At 70.7% G+C, this 17515-nt stretch carries 19 protein-coding genes; 10 read left to right on the top strand and 9 right to left on the bottom strand.

Annotated features, from left to right (window positions below; translation table 11 throughout):
• Positions 1-39: 39 nt before the first annotated feature.
• The 6 genes from ACOADB_RS22285 to ACOADB_RS22310 are packed head-to-tail and all read left to right on the top strand — an operon-like array spanning position 40 to position 4082.
• Entirely contained in the window at positions 40-942 is a 903-nt protein-coding gene (locus ACOADB_RS22285; RefSeq protein WP_378603773.1) for a glucosyl-3-phosphoglycerate synthase, read from the top strand.
• Positions 939-1802 (top strand): dihydropteroate synthase, encoded by an 864-nt coding sequence (gene folP, locus ACOADB_RS22290; RefSeq protein ID WP_378603777.1) that lies wholly within the window; start codon positions 939-941, stop codon positions 1800-1802. Before ACOADB_RS22285 ends, folP begins: the two co-directional genes overlap by 4 nt.
• Positions 1799-2290 carry a hypothetical protein gene (locus ACOADB_RS22295; RefSeq protein ID WP_378603780.1) on the top strand — a complete coding sequence of 164 codons (492 nt, stop codon included), beginning with the start codon at positions 1799-1801 and terminating at the stop codon, positions 2288-2290. Before folP ends, ACOADB_RS22295 begins: the two co-directional genes overlap by 4 nt.
• A gap of 46 nt (positions 2291-2336) precedes the next feature.
• The gene (locus ACOADB_RS22300) at positions 2337-2930 is read left to right on the top strand and encodes a rhomboid family intramembrane serine protease (RefSeq protein WP_378603783.1); all 594 of its coding nucleotides are present in this window, start codon (positions 2337-2339) and stop codon (positions 2928-2930) included.
• Entirely contained in the window at positions 2927-3310 is a 384-nt protein-coding gene (locus tag ACOADB_RS22305) for a VanZ family protein (RefSeq protein ID WP_378603786.1), read from the top strand. The genes ACOADB_RS22300 and ACOADB_RS22305 overlap by 4 nt, the downstream gene beginning before the upstream one ends.
• A complete protein-coding gene (locus ACOADB_RS22310; protein ID WP_378603789.1) occupies positions 3303-4082 on the top strand; it encodes an enoyl-CoA hydratase-related protein in 780 nt (259 codons plus the stop codon). Before ACOADB_RS22305 ends, ACOADB_RS22310 begins: the two co-directional genes overlap by 8 nt.
• Before the next feature lie 10 nt (positions 4083-4092).
• Here ACOADB_RS22310 and ACOADB_RS22315 read toward each other — a convergent pair whose 3' ends face one another.
• From ACOADB_RS22315 to typA, 4 genes are all read right to left on the bottom strand, one after another.
• Entirely contained in the window at positions 4093-4962 is an 870-nt protein-coding gene (locus ACOADB_RS22315) for a DUF559 domain-containing protein (RefSeq protein ID WP_378603792.1), read from the bottom strand.
• 144 nt (positions 4963-5106) lie between these two features.
• Complete coding sequence (locus ACOADB_RS22320; RefSeq protein WP_378603795.1) at positions 5107-6483, bottom strand: MFS transporter; 1377 nt, start codon at positions 6481-6483, stop codon at positions 5107-5109.
• A gap of 69 nt (positions 6484-6552) precedes the next feature.
• Positions 6553-8445 carry a hypothetical protein gene (locus ACOADB_RS22325; RefSeq protein ID WP_378603799.1) on the bottom strand — a complete coding sequence of 631 codons (1893 nt, stop codon included), beginning with the start codon at positions 8443-8445 and terminating at the stop codon, positions 6553-6555.
• Positions 8446-8943: 498 nt separating this feature from the next.
• Entirely contained in the window at positions 8944-10866 is a 1923-nt protein-coding gene (typA, locus tag ACOADB_RS22330; protein WP_378603801.1) for a translational GTPase TypA, read from the bottom strand.
• Positions 10867-11018: 152 nt separating this feature from the next.
• Here typA and ACOADB_RS22335 point away from each other — a divergent pair, with 152 nt between their 5' ends.
• Positions 11019-11708 carry an aspartate/glutamate racemase family protein gene (locus ACOADB_RS22335; RefSeq protein WP_378603803.1) on the top strand — a complete coding sequence of 230 codons (690 nt, stop codon included), beginning with the start codon at positions 11019-11021 and terminating at the stop codon, positions 11706-11708.
• 27 nt (positions 11709-11735) lie between these two features.
• Here the strand turns inward: ACOADB_RS22335 and ACOADB_RS22340 are convergent, their stop codons facing one another.
• The 4 genes from ACOADB_RS22340 to ACOADB_RS22355 are packed head-to-tail and all read right to left on the bottom strand — an operon-like array spanning position 11736 to position 13519.
• The gene (locus tag ACOADB_RS22340) at positions 11736-12023 is read right to left on the bottom strand and encodes a PqqD family protein (RefSeq protein WP_378603805.1); all 288 of its coding nucleotides are present in this window, start codon (positions 12021-12023) and stop codon (positions 11736-11738) included.
• Positions 12010-12921 (bottom strand): hypothetical protein, encoded by a 912-nt coding sequence (locus ACOADB_RS22345; RefSeq protein WP_378603807.1) that lies wholly within the window; start codon positions 12919-12921, stop codon positions 12010-12012. The genes ACOADB_RS22340 and ACOADB_RS22345 overlap by 14 nt, the downstream gene beginning before the upstream one ends.
• A 2-nt stretch (positions 12922-12923) precedes the next feature.
• The gene (locus tag ACOADB_RS22350) at positions 12924-13373 is read right to left on the bottom strand and encodes a lasso peptide biosynthesis B2 protein (protein WP_378603894.1); all 450 of its coding nucleotides are present in this window, start codon (positions 13371-13373) and stop codon (positions 12924-12926) included.
• On the bottom strand, positions 13370-13519 hold the full coding sequence (locus tag ACOADB_RS22355) for a hypothetical protein (protein ID WP_378603809.1): 150 nt from the start codon (positions 13517-13519) through the stop codon (positions 13370-13372). Before ACOADB_RS22355 ends, ACOADB_RS22350 begins: the two co-directional genes overlap by 4 nt.
• A gap of 167 nt (positions 13520-13686) precedes the next feature.
• Between ACOADB_RS22355 and ACOADB_RS22360 the strand changes: the two genes are divergently transcribed.
• Positions 13687-14859: a nucleotidyltransferase family protein gene (locus ACOADB_RS22360; RefSeq protein ID WP_378603811.1), complete on the top strand. Its 1173-nt coding sequence runs from the start codon at positions 13687-13689 to the stop codon at positions 14857-14859.
• On the opposite strand, the gene ACOADB_RS22365 is transcribed toward ACOADB_RS22360, so the two are convergent.
• Positions 14813-15562 carry an SDR family NAD(P)-dependent oxidoreductase gene (locus ACOADB_RS22365; RefSeq protein WP_378603897.1) on the bottom strand — a complete coding sequence of 250 codons (750 nt, stop codon included), beginning with the start codon at positions 15560-15562 and terminating at the stop codon, positions 14813-14815. The genes ACOADB_RS22360 and ACOADB_RS22365 overlap by 47 nt on opposite strands.
• A 97-nt stretch (positions 15563-15659) precedes the next feature.
• On the opposite strand from ACOADB_RS22365, the gene mshA reads away from it, so the two are divergent.
• Positions 15660-16952, top strand: a complete 1293-nt coding sequence (mshA, locus tag ACOADB_RS22370) for a D-inositol-3-phosphate glycosyltransferase (protein ID WP_378603814.1) — start codon at positions 15660-15662, stop codon at positions 16950-16952.
• Entirely contained in the window at positions 16949-17458 is a 510-nt protein-coding gene (locus ACOADB_RS22375; protein ID WP_378603817.1) for a YbjN domain-containing protein, read from the top strand. The genes mshA and ACOADB_RS22375 overlap by 4 nt, the downstream gene beginning before the upstream one ends.
• Positions 17459-17515 lie beyond the last annotated feature (57 nt).

Below are 17515 nucleotides of genomic sequence, written 5' to 3' on the forward strand. Positions count from 1 at the left end.
CAAAGATGGTGAACCTTCGCTGCCGGTAGGTTGGCGGGCATGGGGATCCGCGCCGCCCACTGGGACGACTGGAGCCTCGAGGGGCTACTGGGTCAGAAGATGGCCCTGGGACAGCGCGTCAGCCTCGTCGTCCCGGCCCGTAACGAAGCCGCGACCGTGGGCGCCGTCGTGACCCGGGTCCGCGAGGCCCTGATGGACACCGTCGCCCTCGTGGACGAGATCGTCGTCATCGACAGCGACTCGGTCGACGACACCTTCGCCGTCGCCGAGTCCGCCGGCGCCCGCGTGCACCGGTCCGCGGAGATCCGGCCGGACCTGGGCACCCACCCCGGCAAGGGCGAGGCGATGTGGAAGTCGCTGTTCGTCACCAGCGGTGAGCTGCTGGTCTTCATGGACGCCGACCTCCACGACTGGGACACCCACTTCGTGCCGGGACTCCTGGGGCCACTGCTGGGCTCGCCCGAGGTGCAGCTGGTCAAGGGGTTCTACGACCGCCCCGGCGCCGACGGCCCGCTCGAGGGCGGACGGGTCACCGAGCTGGTCGCGCGTCCGCTGATCGCGTTGCTGTTCCCGGAGCTCGGGGGACTGGTCCAGCCGCTGGCCGGTGAGTGGGCCGTACGACGGTCGTGGTTCGCCGGGCTGTCGGTCCCGTCGGGCTACGCGGTGGAGCTGGCCGCGCTGATCGACACCGTGCGAGAGGGCGGGGTGGAAGCGCTCGCCCAGGTCGACCTCGGGGTGCGGGCGCACCGGCACCAGGCGTTGCGCGACCTCGGCGGAATGGCGACGCAGATCATCGCTGCGGCACTGGCGCGGGTGGCCCCGGAGGTTTCGAGGCCCCAGCCACCGGATGCAGCGGTGCTGCGGCAGTACCTGCGCGGACTCGAGCCCGTCGAGCACGTCGTACCCATCATCGAACGCCCTCCGGCAAAGGACCTGCTGTGACGCTTGCCCTCGGTCGCCACACCTTCGGCGACGACGACGCGTTGATGATGGCCATCGTCAACCGGACGCCGGACTCGTTCTTCGACAAGGGTGCGACCTGGGCCGAGGACGCAGCGTTCGCGCGGGTCGCCGAGGTGGTCGCGCAGGGCGCCGAGATCGTCGACATCGGTGGCATCAAGGCGGCACCCGGTGTCGAGATCTCCGCTGCGGAGGAGAAGGCGCGCGTCGTGGACTTCGTGGCCCGGGTGCGGTCGGAGTGGCCCGGCCTGGTGATCTCGGTCGACACCTGGCGCGCCGAGGTGGGCGCCGCCGTGTGCGAAGCCGGTGCGGACGTCCTCAACGACGCGTGGGGTGGTGCCGATCCCGAGCTCGTCGACGTCGCGGCGCAGTGGGGCGCGGCGATCATCTGCACCCACACCGGCGGCGTGACGCCGCGGACCCGCCCCTACCGGATCGAGTACGACGACGTGGTCGCCTCCGCGATCACCGACACCGTGGCCTATGCCGAGCGCGCGCTGGCCGCTGGTGTCGCGCGGGAGTCGATCGTGATCGACCCGGCCCACGACTTCGGCAAGAACACCTTCCACTCGCTCGAGGTCACCCGGCGCCTGGGGGAGATGGTGGCCACCGGCTGGCCGGTGCTGGTGTCCCTGTCCAACAAGGACTTCGTCGGCGAGACGCTGGGCAGGGAGGTGGGGGAGCGGCTCCTGGGGACGCTGGCTGCCACCTCCGTCTGTGCGCTGGCGGGCGCCCGGATCTACCGCGTGCACCAGGTCGTCGAGACCCGGCAGACCGTCGACATGGTGTGGTCGATCGCCGGTCGCAGGCCGCCGCTGCGGGCGATCCGGGGGCTGCAGTGAGCGCCCCGGTCGTGCCGGTGGCCCTGGTGCCCGGCGTGCTGGCGCTGTTGCCGGAGTACGCGTCGATCGAGGACCCGGTCGCTGAGCTGCGTGCATCGTGCCTCGCGGCCGTGGGGCGACTCGGGCCGCGGGTGCGCGTCGTCGCGTCCGGCGGGTCGGGAGGGTCGGGAGGACGGGTCGGGGCTGCGCTGGTCGCTGCCGTCGGTTCATCCGTCGTCGAGTCCGGAGAGACGGGGGTCCTCGTGGTCGGGAACGGGTCGGGTCGTCGTACCGAGAAGGCACCGGGGCACTTCGACGAACGAGCCGAGGGCTTCGACGCCGCGCTGCGGGCGGACCTCGGCTCGGCGGATCCCGCGTTGGCCGACGAGCTCTGGGCGGACGTCGCCGCGCTCTCGGAGCTCGATGGCCGGGAGCTGGCGGACGCCGACGTGCTCTACGACGACCTGCCCTTTGGTGTGCAGTACTGGGTCGCGGTGTGGGGGGTCTAGAGACGGTCGCTGAGCAACCTCCTCGACCTCCGGGCAGACTGGGCGCATGAGCATCCAGGGCAGCGAACGGCCCGCGTGGCAGGTGGCAGCCGTCGGCGCGGCCGGGTTCGTCGCCGTGCTGTGGGTCATCGAGGGGATCGACGTGGCTGCCTCGCACCGCCTCGACGGATGGGGGATCCGGCCGCGGTCCGACGAGGGCCTGCTCGGCATCCTCGCGGCACCGTTGCTGCACGGCGGCTGGGGACACCTGGTGGCGAACACCGTGCCGGCGCTGGTGCTGGGCTTCCTGACCCTCGCCACCGGCATCGCGCGCGGCCTCGTCGCCACCGCGGTGATCTGGCTGGCCGGTGGGCTCGCGGTCTGGCTGGTGGCCGGTGACCACTCGGTCCACATCGGGGCCTCGGGCCTGATCTTCGGCTGGCTCACCTACCTCGTCGTGCAGGGCTTCGTCGACCGCAAGCCCCTCGAGATCGCCATCGGCGTGGCCGTGCTGCTCGTGTACGGCGGGGTGTTGTGGGGCGTGCTGCCCGGCCAGCCCGGCGTCTCCTGGCAGGGACACCTCTTCGGTGCGATCGCCGGTGTCCTGGCGGCCCTCGTGGTCAGCGAGCGCGGGCGCGGCCTCGTCGGCAGGCGCCGGTGAAGGCGTTCCGCCTGCCCTGGCTCTGGCTGGGGCTGTGGGTCGCCCTGCTCGTGGCCGTCGCATACGCCTCGCTCGGCGCACCCCGATCCGGCCCGGACGTTCCTGCCAGCGACAAGTGGATGCACCTGGCGACGTACTTCCTCGTCGCTGCGGCGGGCGTCCAGCTCTTCCGGCCCGGGCGACCGCTGCTCTGGGCGGCCGGGTTCGCGGTGTTCTACGGCGTCGCGATGGAGATCGGGCAGGGCACGCTCACCACCGACCGGATGATGGACTGGCGCGACGCGGTCGCGAACACGATCGGCGTGGTGCTGGGGGTCCTCACCAGCCGGACGCCGGTACGGGACGCGCTGCTGCGCGCCGTACCCTCGGGCCGTGACTGACGACCTGCTGATCGAACGGGACCGCCTCGGCGCCGGCGTGCTCGAAGTGACCTTCAACCGGCCCGAGCGCCGCAATGCCTTCACGACGGCGATGTACACCCAGATGCGGGAGCTGTGGGAGAAGACCGCCGATGACCGGTCCGTTGCGGTCGTGGTGCTGCGCGGGGCGGGTGGCAAGGCGTTCGCTGCCGGCAACGAGATCAGCGACTTCCTCGAAGCCGACGCCGTCGACTACGAGAACTGGATCCGCGAGATGTTCGAGCGGCTCTGGACACTGCCCCAGGTCACCATCGCCGCGATCGACGGCGTGTGCGTCGGTGGCGGGCTCGCCGTCGCCACGCACTGCGACCTGCGCGTCGCGACGGCCGCGTCGAAGTTCGGCTACCCGATCGCCCGCACGCTCGGCAACGCGCTGTCCGGCACCGTCCTCTACCGCTGCCAGGCGGTCTTCGGCGAGTCGCTCACCCGGGAGATGCTGCTGGCCTCCCGCCTGGTCTCCGCGGATCGTGCCCACTCCGCCGGTGCCCTGCTCGCGTCACTTCCCGACGCTGCCGCCCTCGACCTGGAGATCGCTGCCCTCGTCGAAGGCATTGCCCAGGCGTCGCGGGTGACCCTCGAGGTCACCAAGCAGCAGCTCCGCACCTACGCCGAGGCTCTCGAGGCGTCGCCCGAGGGCGAGGAGGCCCTGCTGCGCGAGGTCTACTCCGGCCCCGACTTCAACGAGGGCGTGCGGGCGTTCCTGGCCAAGGAGAAGCCGGCCTTCGGTCGCTGAGTGATGCTGGTCAGGCTGCCCGAACGGGTGCCAGGCGAAGCACGTCGAGCAGCGCCTCAGCCACGTAGGCCGGGTCGTGCATCACGTCGTCGTAGCTGAAGCGGATCACCAGCCAGCCCTCGCGGACCAACGTCGTGTAGCGACGGATGTCAGCGTTGTGCTCATCAGGTCCGGCGTGCCATGTCCGCGACTCGGCCTCGATCACGATCCGTCGGCGACGGTCGGCGAGATCGACCCGGTGGGGGCCGATCTGCACCTGGGGCTCAACGTTGAGGCCGCGTATGTCGAGACAGATCGCGCGCAGGCACGACTCGAACGGGTTGGCCGCGCGACCGTCTGCCGCCCGCGCGACTGCCTCCGCCTGGCCACGCCCGATCCGCGGCGCGGCCGCGATGGCCACCAGCAGGTCGTCGCGAGTGACACGTCCGGAACGGAGCGCTGAGTCGGCAACGGCGAGCGCCTCGTCGAAGGGCATCGTCCGAAGGCAATGAACGGCCGTGGCCAGCGGCGTCTGGATGCGCGCACCTTGCGCATTGACGAGGACATCGCCCTGGGAGGACCACCAGTGCGGCACGATCTGTGCGCGTTGCCGAGGCGTGAGGGTCCGTCCCTTGAGGAGGGCGACGTGCGGCCTCCCGGGTGGACGCTTGAGCTTCCATTCCCAGATCAGGGCAGCGGACGGCCCGATGATCGTTGCGGACAGTTCGATCGACCTCAGCTGCGCCTCGGCAATCCCTGGCAGTCCGTAGACGCCGCGGCGCAGGCGGATGATGTCTCCCGAGTCCAGCGCGCGCTTGATCGCCTTCTTGCCGCATCGTGCGCGAAGGACGGCGGTGTCGGCGACGCCGCCGCACTCGCGCATGACCTCCAGTGGGCGCATACCAGAGATCGTCGCTCATCAGCGCGGGCAACGCAGGTGGTCATCCACAGGGTCCCTGGCGATCCACTCCTCGGGGCGTTCAGGGGGCAAATCCGGCGGGAAACGGGCGAGTGGTGGATCGGCAGGGCCCTGACGGCTGGTTCGCTACCGCTGCTGCCTCCGGCGCCCCAGGGGTACGACGGCCGCCGCGACCAGGCACACACCGGCCATGGTGAGCGTGGTGGCGCGGAAGGCGGCCTCGTGGCCGCCGTACACCGCGAGGAGGGCGACGCTAGCAGCCGAGCCCACCGCGAAGCCGAGGTAGCGGAGCAGCTGGTTGAAGGCCATCGCGCTGCCGGTCTCCGACGGGGGGACGTGCGGCACGATCAGCATCGGCAGGCTCGAGAAGGTGAAGCCGCTGCCGAGCCCGCCGATGGCCATCGCGACCAGGGCCAGGGTGAGGGTGTCGTGCTCGAGGGTGAGCATGACGAGCGACGAGGCGAAGATCGTGGAGCCGAGGGGGAGCAGCACGTGTGCGCCGTACCGGCGCGCGATGCGGAGCGCGACCCGGCTGCCACCGACGCTCATCAGGGCGTAGGGGACGAGGACCAGTCCGGCGCTCAGGGGTCCGCGGTCCAGCCCCCACCCGTCGCTGCCGTCGTTGCGGACCAGGAGGACGACGACGGTGAGGAGTCCGTACATCGCGAACGCGAGCACGAAGCCGACCACGTTCGGGCCGAGGACGCCCGGGTGGGTGGCCAGGCGAAGGTCGACCAGCGGCTGGCCGCCGCGGCGGGCCACGCCGACCGTGCGGACGATCCAGCCGGCGAGCAGGCCGATGCCACCTGCGGCGAGGAGCAGGACCGGTGCGGACAACCAGCCCCACCGTTCGCCCTCGCTCACGGCGAGCAGGGTGCACACCATGCCGGCCCCCACCAGGGCGACGCTGGGCAGGTCGACGGCCTGGGGCACCCCTACGGCGTGCTTCGGGAGGTGCCGCAGGGCAAGGCCGAGGCTGATCGCGACGAGGGCTGCGCCGAAGGCGTACGCGCCGCTGACGCCGGCGTACTCGGCGAGGAAGCCGGTGAGCGGATAGCCGAGACCGGCGCCCGCCACGGTCGCCACCGACAGCAACGAGAGGCGCGACGCGAGCCGGTCGCCTGACCAGACGTCGCGCGCGACGGCCATGGTCAGCGGCGACAGGGCCAGGCCCACGCCCTGCAGGGCGCGACCGGCGATCAGCGGGCCGATGCCCAGCGGTACGACGGACAGCACGGTGCCGACCAGGACGACACCGAGCGCGCCGAGGATGACCGGCCGACGCAGGCGTCCGCTGCCCCAGCGTCCCAGGGCGGGGGTGGCGGCTGCCGCGGTGATCAGCGTGGCGGTCAGGATCCATTGCGCGGTGCTGATCGGGACGTCGTACCGACTGGCGATGCTGGGGACGAGCGGTGCACCCAGGCTGCTGACGATCGCGGTGACGGTGGTGACGGCGGCGAGGGTCGCGAAGAGCCAGCGGTCCTTGCTGCGGGCAGTCGTCACCCGACCAGTCTCGTGGGTACTGGTCGGGTGACGATGCTGCGGGTCCCGCAGGGCGGGCTGGGTCAGGCCTCAGTCACTCGAGACCGGGTCACCGTTGTCGACGGTCAGCGAGGAGGTCTCCTCACAACTGCCGTCGATGTCCCGCTGTGCCGGGTTGTCACTGTTGTAGGTCACCTGCCACGAGTAGTCGCCTGCGGCGAAGGCATCCTCGTTCGACGTACCGACGGTCACGCCGTCAGCATCGCCAGCAACGTCGACGTCCTCGGTGTAGACAGCCGCACCCGTGCAGTCCGACGTGGCGTACAGGTCGAAGGTCACCGTTCCGTCCAGGTCCCCACCGGCTGTCGCCGACACGGTCGCCGAGTCGTTCGGCACCCAGGTCTGGGCGGTCTCGATCGTCGACGGGACGTCGGTGACCTCCACCATCTCGTCGTCAACGGAGCAGTCCGTGTTGTGGTCGGCACCGTTGGTGTTGGGGTCGTCGCCGCTGTAGGTGGCGACCCAGTGGTAGGTGCCCACCGATTCCGGCGCGAACTGCGGATCCGGGGTGGAGTAGTCACCGTCGCCGTCCACATCGACCGACGTCGTGTAGACCGGTTCGCCCTGGCCACACCCGGAGTCGCTGGGTCCGTAGAGGTCGAAGGTGATCGTGCCGCCCGCGTCCTCGGCGCCCACGGGCAGCGTGGTGCTGATCCCGTCGCCGACCGGCTGCGTCGCCGTACCCGACAGTGTCGCGGTGTCACTGACGGTTCCGCCCGCGTTGACGTCGGGTCCCGCCTCGGTGGTCAACTCCGGTGTGGCGGCGGAGACCTCGAAGCACTCGCCCGGTTCGTCGTTCTCGGACACCGCGGGGATGCCGTTCGCTGCATCGCCGCTCCAGGTGGCGCGCCAGCAGTAGGTGCCGGCAGCCGTGATGTACGCCGTCGGAGAGGTGACATCGACAGGGAAGGAGCTGCCGCTCAGGTTGGTCGAGCCGATCGACTCGCCCTCGCCGGCCCCGCACGTCGCTCCGTGGGTGTCCGCATTGCAGAGCCAGAACGAGACCGAGCCGGTCGGAGTGGCATTGCCGCCGGTCAGGCCGACGGTGGCGATGTCCTTGACCTGGGCGACGCCATCCCCGATGGAGAGGGTGCCTTCCTCCAGTGCGACGCCTGCGCCGTCCGCCGGGGCGGTGGTCAGCGTCGGTGTACAGCTGCTGAGCGGATCGATCTTCTGGAGGATCGTGTCCTTGTAGTCGGCCGTGTCGGAGTTGCCGGTCACCGTGCTCGGGATGACGTTGGCGAAGGTGGTGCAGGACTGGCCGTCGGTCAGGCCCGCTGCCGTGAGATTGATGGCTGCCTCACCGCGGAACTTGTCGGCGCTGTAGAGACCGGCTGCCTGCGCAGGGGGCAGGCCGACCGGTGCGCCGAGAACCAGTGGCGCGTTCGCGTTCGCCTGCGTCCAGGTCCTCTTGGAGAGCACGGCACTGCTGCCGCTCTGGTCCCACAGGATCAGGAAGTCGCCGGCACTCCGGCCGACCTTGACGTTGCCGGCCTCGGTGCCGCTCTTCCACGGGTTGCAGGTGGCCGGGGCGTACGACACGGCACAACCGGAAGGCAGGCCGTTCTTCATGAACTCGAAGGCGATGAAGCCACTGCCCGTGTTGGAGTCGCGCTCCCAGCCGAAGTACAGGAAGTCCGCGTTGCCCTGGCGCTTGAGGTTGAGCCAGGCCTTCCTCAGGTCGACCTGTGCGTTGGGGTTCGTGACCTCGAGCATCGGCGTGGCCGCAGTGTGGATCACCGTGATCTTGGTGGGACTGCCGTTCTTCGGGCCGATCTCCTTGGTACTGCCGAAGTCGTCGATCAGCGTCTGGGCAGCATCGGTGCCTGGCACGGTGCCGTCGATGTTGTACGGCCCGAAGGCCACGGCGTTGGCGCCGGAGCTGACGATCGTGGTGGCGGCGACCACGGCGATGCTGGCCACGATCGACAGCCTGCGGCGACGAGACGCCGGGGAAAGCCCGGCCTTGCCCCGGTTCTTCCGGGAGCGAAGAAGTTGAATCATGTGATCGGTACCCCTGGTTGTCAGGTGCGGGAAAGTGCACGTGAACGGCGGCACCACGTCTGTGGATCCCCAAGAGCCCCGAAGCGACCAGCACGCGGTCAGGCCCCCGGCCCCTGTGCGACCCAGTTGGGCCGCAACCCCCCGGTTGCCCAAGTCTCATCTGACGCCGTCTCGCAACGGCGAGCAATGACAGGTTCCGATGGTCGGAGTTTCGTCAATTGGCCGACGACGGCAGGGGGACAGGCGTAGGTTTGATCGGCTCGAAGCAAGCCTCGGGCGGGTCGTTTCCGCCGCGCCGGTGCGCGCGCAGGACGCCTACCCACCAACAGGAATCGTCGCCCCAGGAAGCCTGGGACGACGATTCGGGTGGGGAAGCCGCACGCACGGTTCCCCGAGAACTACCGGAGAGGCTGAGCCCTACCTGGAGGCCTTCTTGGCGCGGCTCGTGATCTTCGCGCGCTCGTTGGCGTCGAGGATGATCTTGCGGATCCGCACCGTCTCCGGAGTGATCTCCACGCACTCGTCCTCGCGGCAGAACTCCAGGCTCTGCTCGAGCGAGAGCTTCTTCGCCGGGATCAGCTTCTCGAAGTTGTCGGAGGTGGCGGACCGGATGTTGGTCTGCTGCTTCTCCTTGGTGATGTTGACGTCCATGTCGTCGGCGCGGGAGTTCTCGCCGACGATCATGCCTTCGTAGACCTCGGTGGCGGGCTCGAGGAACATCACGCCGCGCTCCTGCAGCGAGGTCATGGCGTACGCCGTGGTCGCACCGGAGCGGTCGGCCACCAGCGAGCCGGAGGCGCGCGAGCGGATCTCGCCAGCCCACGGGAAGTAGCCCTCGGAGATGTGGTGCGCGATACCGGTGCCGCGGGTCTCGGTGAGGAAGTCGGTCCGGAAACCGATCAGACCTCGGGCCGGGACGACGAACTCCATGCGCACCCAGCCGGTGCCGTGGTTGGTCATGCCCTCCATGCGGCCCTTGCGAGCGGCAAGGAGCTCGGTGATCGTGCCGAGGAACTCCTCGGGCGCGTCGATGGTGAGGCGCTCGAACGGCTCGTGGACCTTGCCGTCGACCTCGCGGGTGACGACCTGCGGCTTGCCGACGGTGAGCTCGTAGCCCTCACGACGCATCTGCTCGACGAGGATGGCCAGCGCCAGCTCGCCGCGGCCCTGCACCTCCCACGCGTCGGGACGCTCGGTCGGGAGCACGCGGAGCGACACGTTGCCGATGAGCTCCTGGTCGAGGCGGTCCTTGACCAGGCGGGCGGTGACCTTGTGGCCCTTCACCTTGCCGACGAGCGGGCTGGTGTTGGTGCCGATGGTCATCGAGATCGCAGGCTCGTCGACGTGGATCAGCGGCAGGGCGATCGGGTTCTCCGCATCGGCGAGGGTCTCGCCGATGGTGATGTCCGGGATACCGGCGACGGCGACGATGTCACCGGGGCCGGCCTGCTCGCCGGGCTTGCGCTCGAGGCCCTCGGTGATGAGGAGCTCGGTGATCTTGACGTTCTTGACCACGCCGTCGCGCTTGATCCAGGCGACCGTCTGGCCCTTCTTCAGGTAGCCCTGCTGGATGCGCAGCAGCGCGAGGCGACCCAGGAACGGGGAGGCGTCGAGGTTGGTGACGTGCGCCTGCAGGGGTGCGCCCTCGTCGTACACGGGGGCGGGGATGTTCTCGAGGATGGTGCGGAACAGCGGCTCGAGGTCGGTGCCCTCGGGGAGGGTGCCGTTCTCGGGCTTGGTCAGCGACGCGATCCCGGCCCGGCCGGAGGCGAACACGACGGGGAAGTCGAGGGCGTCGTGGCTGTGCGTGTCGTCGAGCAGGTCCATGAAGAGCTCGTACGTCTCGTCGACGACCTCGTCGATGCGCGCGTCGCCACGGTCGGTCTTGTTGACGACCAGGATCACCGGCATGTTGGCGTTGAGGGCCTTGCGCAGCACGAAGCGGGTCTGCGGGAGCGGGCCCTCGGACGCGTCGACCAGGAGGACGATGCCGTCGACCATGGACAGGCCGCGCTCGACCTCGCCACCGAAGTCGGCGTGACCCGGGGTGTCGATGATGTTGATGACCATGTCGCCGTTGGCCATCTCCTGGGCGGAGGGGCCGCGGTAGTGGACGGCGGTGTTCTTCGCGAGGATCGTGATGCCCTTCTCGCGCTCGAGGTCACCGGAGTCCATGACGCGCTCGGCCACGGACTCGGCCTGGTGCTCCGTGAAGGCACCGGCCTGGCGCAGCATCGCGTCAACGAGCGTGGTCTTGCCGTGGTCGACGTGCGCCACGATGGCTACGTTGCGCAGGTCGTGGCGGAGGGATCGTCCATCCTCGGACTGTGTCAGGGGCATGGGAGTACGGCGTCGCTCTCGTCGAAGGTTCTGGGTGGCCGGGTCACGCGCTCGCGCGCGGTGGCCGCCTGCCAGCCTAACGGCGCGAAAGCCTTCCGCTCACATCGTCGACGTGCGGTCCGCGTGTGATCTGACACCCCTAGACTTCACCCATGCAGACCATCGGGCTCGTCGGCGGCATGTCCTGGGAAAGCAGCGCGGCCTACTACGAGGCACTCAATCGCGGCGTCGAGGAGCGGCTGGGCGGCTTCCATTCGGCTCGTACGGCGATGACGTCGGTCGACTTCGACGAGGTCACCGCGCTCCAGGAGGCCGAGGACTGGGACGGCGTCGCGCTCATCCTGCGCGAGGCCGCCCTCTCGGTCGAGCGTGCCGGCGCCGACTTCCTGATGTTGTGTACGACGACCTTCCACCGCGTCGCCGAACAGGTCCAAGAAGCGGTCTCGATCCCGCTGCTGCACCTCGGCGACGTCGTTGCGGAGGCGTGCAAGGAGCAGGGTGTCGAGACGGTGGCCCTGCTCGGCACGAAGTTCGCGATGTCGCGCACGTTCTTCACCGACCGGATCGCCAGCCACGGCCTCGGGGTCCTCGTGCCCGAGCCGGCCCACCACGACGAGCTCAACCGGATCATCTACGACGAGCTGGTCCACGGGAAGGTCATCGACGACTCGCGTCGTTCGGTCGTCAACCTGATCAGCGAGCTGTGGGACGCCGGCGCCGGTGGCGTGATCCTGGGCTGCTCCGAGCTGGAGCTGCTGGTGCGCCAGGCCGACTCCGAGCTGCCCGTCTTCGGGTGCACCTCGCTGCACGTCGCGGCGGCGCTGGACCGCGCCCTCGCCTGACCCGCCCGATCCGCCAGGTCAGCCTGGTCAGCCCGCGGCCTGCACCATGCCCTTGGCGCGGAGCTGGTCGATGAACGCCGCGACGTCACTGCGGCAGGCGTCGGCACTGACGTCGTACTCCTCGGCGACGAGCGCGGCGAGCTCGGCGACGTCGTGGGGCTCGGCCAGGTGTCGCCACAGGGCGGCGGCGACGCCCTTGACGGCGTAGTACTCGCCCTGCTGGACGCCCATCATCACGAACTCGGCATCCATCTCGACGGCGTGCAGGGCAGGGTCGCGGACCCAGCGCGTCTCCGTGGTCTCAGTGCGTCGCATGGTGCTCCTTCGTCAGGGACTGGCTGATGTCGGCGAGGATCTCGTCGGCCGATGCCACGACGGAGTCCTCGCCACGGGGGCGATCGAGGCGGGCCGGCCGCACGGTCGCGGCGAGTGCTGCGCTGCGGGCCAGGTGGGCCTGCCGATGGGCGCCGACCAGGATCTCCTTGCGGTAGCTGTGCTCGTGCAGGCTGGTGAAGATCGCCGCCCCGGTGAGGGGCGTGATCGCCAGCGGGCCGTTGTGGCGGTCGAGCACGTAGATCCAGCGCACGGGCAGCGGATCGAGCGGCGGCCGGTCCAGCGGCACGTGGAACTTCGCGTGTGCCCCGCGGATCCGGTCGTAGCTGCCCGAGTCGATCCCCAGCCGGTCGAGGGCGTCCTGCCACAGCTTGAGGCGCGGCCAGCCGGGCAGGGCGCGCCCGTCCGCGTCGATCGGGACGACGTCGTCGCTGAGGATGTCGTGGCCCCGCCGGTGCATCTCGGCCGCCAGCGTGGACTTCCCGGCACCGGAGTGGCCCACCACCACCGCGCACGCGTCGCCGACGCGGAAGGCGTTGCCGTGCAGCACGAGGTGGCCGCGCTGCACCATCAGGGCGCCGAGCGCCGTACCGAGCAGGAAGAGCTTGAGCACGCCGGGCTCCACGTCGGCGGCCGGCTCCACGACGATGCGGGCACCGCCCTCGCAGACGTAGCGGCCGACGCCGGGGACCTCGACGCCGATCCGGTCGCCGTCGACCCAGAGGCCGAGGGGGAGCAGGGTGGCGGTCGCCGACGGTCTCGCCGCAGCACCGAGCACGATCACGATGTCGGCAGGACCGGCCACCGGAAGCTCCTCCCCGAGCTCGGGGAGCGCGACCTCACTGGCGAGTCGCAGGGCGTAGGCGGCGTAGGTGGGCATGGTCAGCGGCCGCGTGGGGACCACGTGAAGTTGCCGACGCCGACCCAGGAGTGGCCCGTGCCGCCGGCCACGGCGACGCGACCGGCGCTCACCCAGGCGTGCGCCTTCAGGGTGCCGGCGTCGTCACGGCGTACGCCGAAGGTCACGGCGTGGGGCACGCGGGCCAGGCGCAGGAGGACCCGCGCAGCGAGGGCCTGGGGATAACAATCGGATCGCCAGGGGGTCCGGTGGGCGGCCGTCCGCACGGCCCAGCCGATCTGCCGGGCGCGATTCTCGTCGCGCGCATCAGCAGGTGGGGGGACCGGCCCCGAGGCCGGGTTCGCTCCGTTCGGTGACCGGTGCTCGCCCAACAGGTGCCTGATCGCCCGGAAGGGCAGCACCACGGTGAGCAGGCGGGTGAGCCCCAGAAGGGTCCACGCCGCTGCGAGCAGGAGTCCGGAGCGGGGTTTCAGCTGCCGAGCCCGAGCCCGAGGTCGATGTCCACGTCGACCTCGGCGACGGGGTCGACGTCGACATCGAGGTCAATGTCGCCCTCGATGTCGTGGGTGGCGGTGAGGCTGAGTGCCTCGAGCACCGGCGTTTCGTAAGCAAGCTTCATGTGCAGCTCCTTCGGTCGTGACGGAGGGAGGGAGAATCCCCGTCAGGCGTTGAACGGAACTGTGGCCCCTGAGGACACGCCTTGGTGGCCGGTTTGGGAGATTTTTAACCTGACCGGAACATCGATTCCGATGGTCCGCGCCGTCGCTCGGTGCCACGCTCGGCGGCGTGACTGCCACTCCCGCCGCTCTGGACGTCCTCCGGACGCTCCTGAAGAGCGCCCTGGGAGCGGAGGAAGGAGTGCCCGCCGCGCCGGTCCCGCTCGGCGACCTGCCGCCGCGGGAGCTGCTCGCGGTGATCGGCCGGCACCGGGTCTCCGACGTGCTGCGCGCGCACGCGGACGCCCTCGGGCTGCCGCGCGAGATCACCTCGGTCATGGACGCCTGGCGCCAGCGCAACCAGCAGCGCCTGATGCTCCAGACGTTCGAGACGGTGCGTGCCGTCCACCTCCTCAACCAGCGCGGGATCGGCGTCCTGGCCTTCAAGGGCCAGGCCCTCGCTGTCCAGACGACAGGGCAGTACGACGCCCGCGGACCCGGTGACATCGACCTGCTCATCGCACCCGGGACGGTCGCCGAGGCCCACCGCGCGCTGACGGCCGCCGGCTGGGCCCTGCACGAGTGCGGACGGATCGAACCCGGGATGTGGGCGTGGGGACACGTGAACCGGTGGGGCAGCGCGCTGACCTACCTCGGGGCGGGCGGGGACGTCGACCTGCACTGGCGCTTCGACGCGATGCGCGGCGCCCACCCCGAGTTCGCCGAGCTGTGGCCACGCCGCGAGCTCGTGGCGCTCGGCGGCACCGAGCTCGCGACGCTGAGCACCCGCGACGCCTTCCACCACCTCGCCGGGCACCGCGAGGGCTGGATCTGGGCGCGCACCCTGGTCGACCTGCGCCGGCTCTCCCGCGACCCGGCCGTGTTCGACGGCGACCTGGCGCCGCACGCGGCGGTGTCCCTCGCGGTGGCCCGGGAGGTCGTCGGACTGCCCGCCGCCGTACCGAGCGAGATCCATGCCCGGCTCGACCGGGTCCCCGACGCCCACCTCGAGCGGGCCCGCCGCCACCACGGCCTCGGCGTCCGGGCGACGTACGGCGGGGGCGCGGGGAGCGCGGTCGCGCTCCGCAACCACCTGATGGCGAGCCGGTCGCCCGCCGACCTCGGTCAGGCAGCGATGATCCTGGTCCTCCCGGCGCACGCCGCACTCGTGGTCAGGTCCCGAACCGCCTGGACGGGCGTGCCGGTCGCGTTGCTGCTGCGCGCCCGCAACCTGGTGCGGGGCGTGCTGGCACGGTTCAGACGCGATGCACCTTGTGCGGAGCAGCCTGAGCTCGCGGCTTGATGACCATCTCGTCGATGTTGACGTGCGGTGGGCGGGTGGCGACCCAGGTGATCGCATCGGCGATGTCGTCGGCTACCAGCGGCTCGGCCACCCCGGCGTAGACCGCGTCGGCCTTCGCCCGGTCCCCGTCGAAGCGCACCAGCGCGAACTCGTCGGTCCGCACCATTCCCGGTGCGACCTCGCACACCCGGACCGGCTGGGCGACCAGCTCGAGGCGCAGCGTCTCGGTGACGACCTTCGTGCCGTGCTTCGCCGCGGTGTAGCCGGCGCCGCCCTCGTAGGCCACCCGTCCGGCGATCGAGCCGACGTTGATGATCGTGCCGGCGCCGCCGGCGTCTCCACTCGCGATCAGCGCGGGCAGCAACGCCCGGGTGACCTGCATCAGTCCGACCACGTTGACGTCGTACATCCGGCGCCACTGGTCGGCGTCGCCCTCGGCAACGGGAGACGACCCGAAGGCGCCGCCCGCGTTGTTCACGAGTACGTCGACCCGCGGGCCCGCCGCGGCGGCCAGTGCCGCGACGGACTCGGCGTCCGTGACGTCACAGACGACGGCGCGGCCGCCGATCTCGGCCGCGAGTGCCTCGATCCGGTCGGCCCGGCGCGCTGCGCAGATGACCTCGAAGCCGGCGTCCGCGAGGTGGCGCGCGGTGGCGGCACCGATGCCGCTGGAGGCTCCGGTCACGACGGCGAGGGGCTTGATCATGAACGTCATTCTTGCCGGACGGGAATGCCGGGCACACTGGGAGGGTTGACCAATCGCCCGGGATTCGGCGACACGAGTGGCACGAGGAGGTGGCATGGGGGAGTCCGGACCGTCCGACATCGGACGCGTCGCGATGATCAGCCTGCACACCTCGCCCCTGGACCAGCCCGGGACCGGTGACGCGGGCGGCATGAACGTCTACGTCGTCGAGGTCGCCCGTCGCCTCGCCCAGCGCGGCATCGAGGTCGACATCTTCACCCGCGCGACCAGCTCCAGCCTGGCGCCCGTCGTCGCGATGTCGCCCGGCGTCACCGTGCACCACGTGCACGCCGGGCCCTTCGAGGGCCTGACCAAGGAGCAGCTGCCCGGCCAGCTCTGCGTCTTCGCCCGCGACGTGCTGCGGGCCGAGGCCGCCCATCCCGCCGGCCACTTCGACGTCGTGCACTCCCACTACTGGCTCTCCGGCCAGGTCGGCGCCCTCGCGCGCGACCGGTGGGGCGTGCCGCTCGTGCACTCGATGCACACCATGGCCAAGGTCAAGAACGAAGCGCTGGCCGAGGGCGACACCCCCGAGCCGCTCGAGCGCGAGATCGGCGAGGAGCAGGTGGTCGAGTCGGCTGACGTGCTGATCGCGAACACGGACCTCGAGGCCAAGCAGCTGATCAACCTGTACGACGCCGAGCCGGCCCGTGTCGAGGTCGTGCACCCGGGCGTCGACACCGACGTCTTCCGGCCGTTGTCGCCCGCGGAGCGGTCGGCCGCGCGGCGGGCCCGCGACCTGTCCGATGACGCACTCGTGCTGCTCTTCGCCGGTCGCATCCAGCCGCTCAAGGCCCCCGACGTGCTCCTGCGCGCAGTCGCCGAGCTGCTGTTCCGGCGCCCCGACCTCCGTTCGCGGCTGGTCGTGCCCATCGTCGGTGGCCCGTCCGGCAGCGGGCTCGAGCGGCCCACGGCGTTGGCCAACCTGGCGGCCGAGCTCCGCATCGACGACGTGGTCCGCTTCGTGCCGCCGGTCCCGCAGCACGAGCTCGCAGGCTGGTACTCCGCCTCCACCCTCGTCGCGGTCCCGTCCTACAACGAGTCCTTCGGACTGGTCGCCGCCGAGGCGCAGGCTGCCGGGGCGCCGGTCGTCGCCGCCGCCGTCGGTGGGCTCACGACCGTCGTCCGCGACGGCCACAGCGGCCTGCTGGTCGACAGCCACGAGTCGCACGACTGGGCGCTCGCCCTCGAGCGGGTCGTTGCCGACGCCGACCTCCGTGAGCGGCTCGCCGCGGGCGCCCTGGTGCAGTCCGAGAGGTTCTCGTGGGACGCGACGGCCGCCCAGACGCTGGCCGTCTACGAGCGGGCCCATTCGCTCATGCGGCAGGAAGTAGGCTCGTCCGTGTGAGTGAACCCGCGGACGTCGTACGCACGTATCTTGCGGACAACGACATCGAGTTCGAGGAGTCGACCCCGGGCACCTTCACCTTCTCTTTGCCCGGTGAGAAGAAGCTCCAGACGCCGGTCCGTCTCGACGTCGGTTCGCACGCACTCGGGGTGCACGCGTTCGTGTGCCGACGTCCCGACGAGGAGTTCGAACGCGTCTACCGCTGGCTCCTCGAGCGCAACCTGAAGATGTACGGCGTCGGGTTCGCCCTCGATCACCACGGCGACATCTACCTGGACGCGCGGCTGCCGCTGTCGTCCGCCACGCCGGCCGACCTCGACAAGCTGCTCGGCTCGGTGCTGACCTACGCCGACGAGTCGTTCAACACGATCCTCGAGCTCGGCTTCGAGTCCTCCATCCGCAAGGAGTGGCAGTGGCGTCTCGACCGGGGCGAGTCGACAGCCAACCTGGAAGCGTTCCGCGGCTGGCTGGAGACGGACGCCGCGGAGACCGACTCAGGCTCGTGACAGCCGGGCCGCCTGCTTCAGCAGGTGGTTCCTCTCGGGCAGGTTCGGCGCCTTGCC

This window comes from Nocardioides sp. CPCC 206348 (assembly GCF_048654705.1).
GTDB lineage: Bacteria > Actinomycetota > Actinomycetes > Propionibacteriales > Nocardioidaceae > Nocardioides.

What these genes read in the sequence shown, in the direction of transcription:
- ACOADB_RS22285 (WP_378603773.1), top strand. Translation starts at nt 40, where the DNA reads ATGGGGATCCGCGCCGCCCACTGGGACGACTGGAGCCTCGAGGGGCTA.
- ACOADB_RS22300 (WP_378603783.1), top strand. Translation starts at nt 2,337, where the DNA reads ATGAGCATCCAGGGCAGCGAACGGCCCGCGTGGCAGGTGGCAGCCGTC.
- ACOADB_RS22315 (WP_378603792.1), bottom strand. Translation starts at nt 4,962, where the DNA reads ATGCGCCCACTGGAGGTCATGCGCGAGTGCGGCGGCGTCGCCGACACC.
- typA (WP_378603801.1), bottom strand. Translation starts at nt 10,866, where the DNA reads ATGCCCCTGACACAGTCCGAGGATGGACGATCCCTCCGCCACGACCTG.
- ACOADB_RS22335 (WP_378603803.1), top strand. Translation starts at nt 11,019, where the DNA reads ATGCAGACCATCGGGCTCGTCGGCGGCATGTCCTGGGAAAGCAGCGCG.
- ACOADB_RS22340 (WP_378603805.1), bottom strand. Translation starts at nt 12,023, where the DNA reads ATGCGACGCACTGAGACCACGGAGACGCGCTGGGTCCGCGACCCTGCC.
- ACOADB_RS22345 (WP_378603807.1), bottom strand. Translation starts at nt 12,921, where the DNA reads ATGCCCACCTACGCCGCCTACGCCCTGCGACTCGCCAGTGAGGTCGCG.
- ACOADB_RS22355 (WP_378603809.1), bottom strand. Translation starts at nt 13,519, where the DNA reads ATGAAGCTTGCTTACGAAACGCCGGTGCTCGAGGCACTCAGCCTCACC.
- mshA (WP_378603814.1), top strand. Translation starts at nt 15,660, where the DNA reads ATGGGGGAGTCCGGACCGTCCGACATCGGACGCGTCGCGATGATCAGC.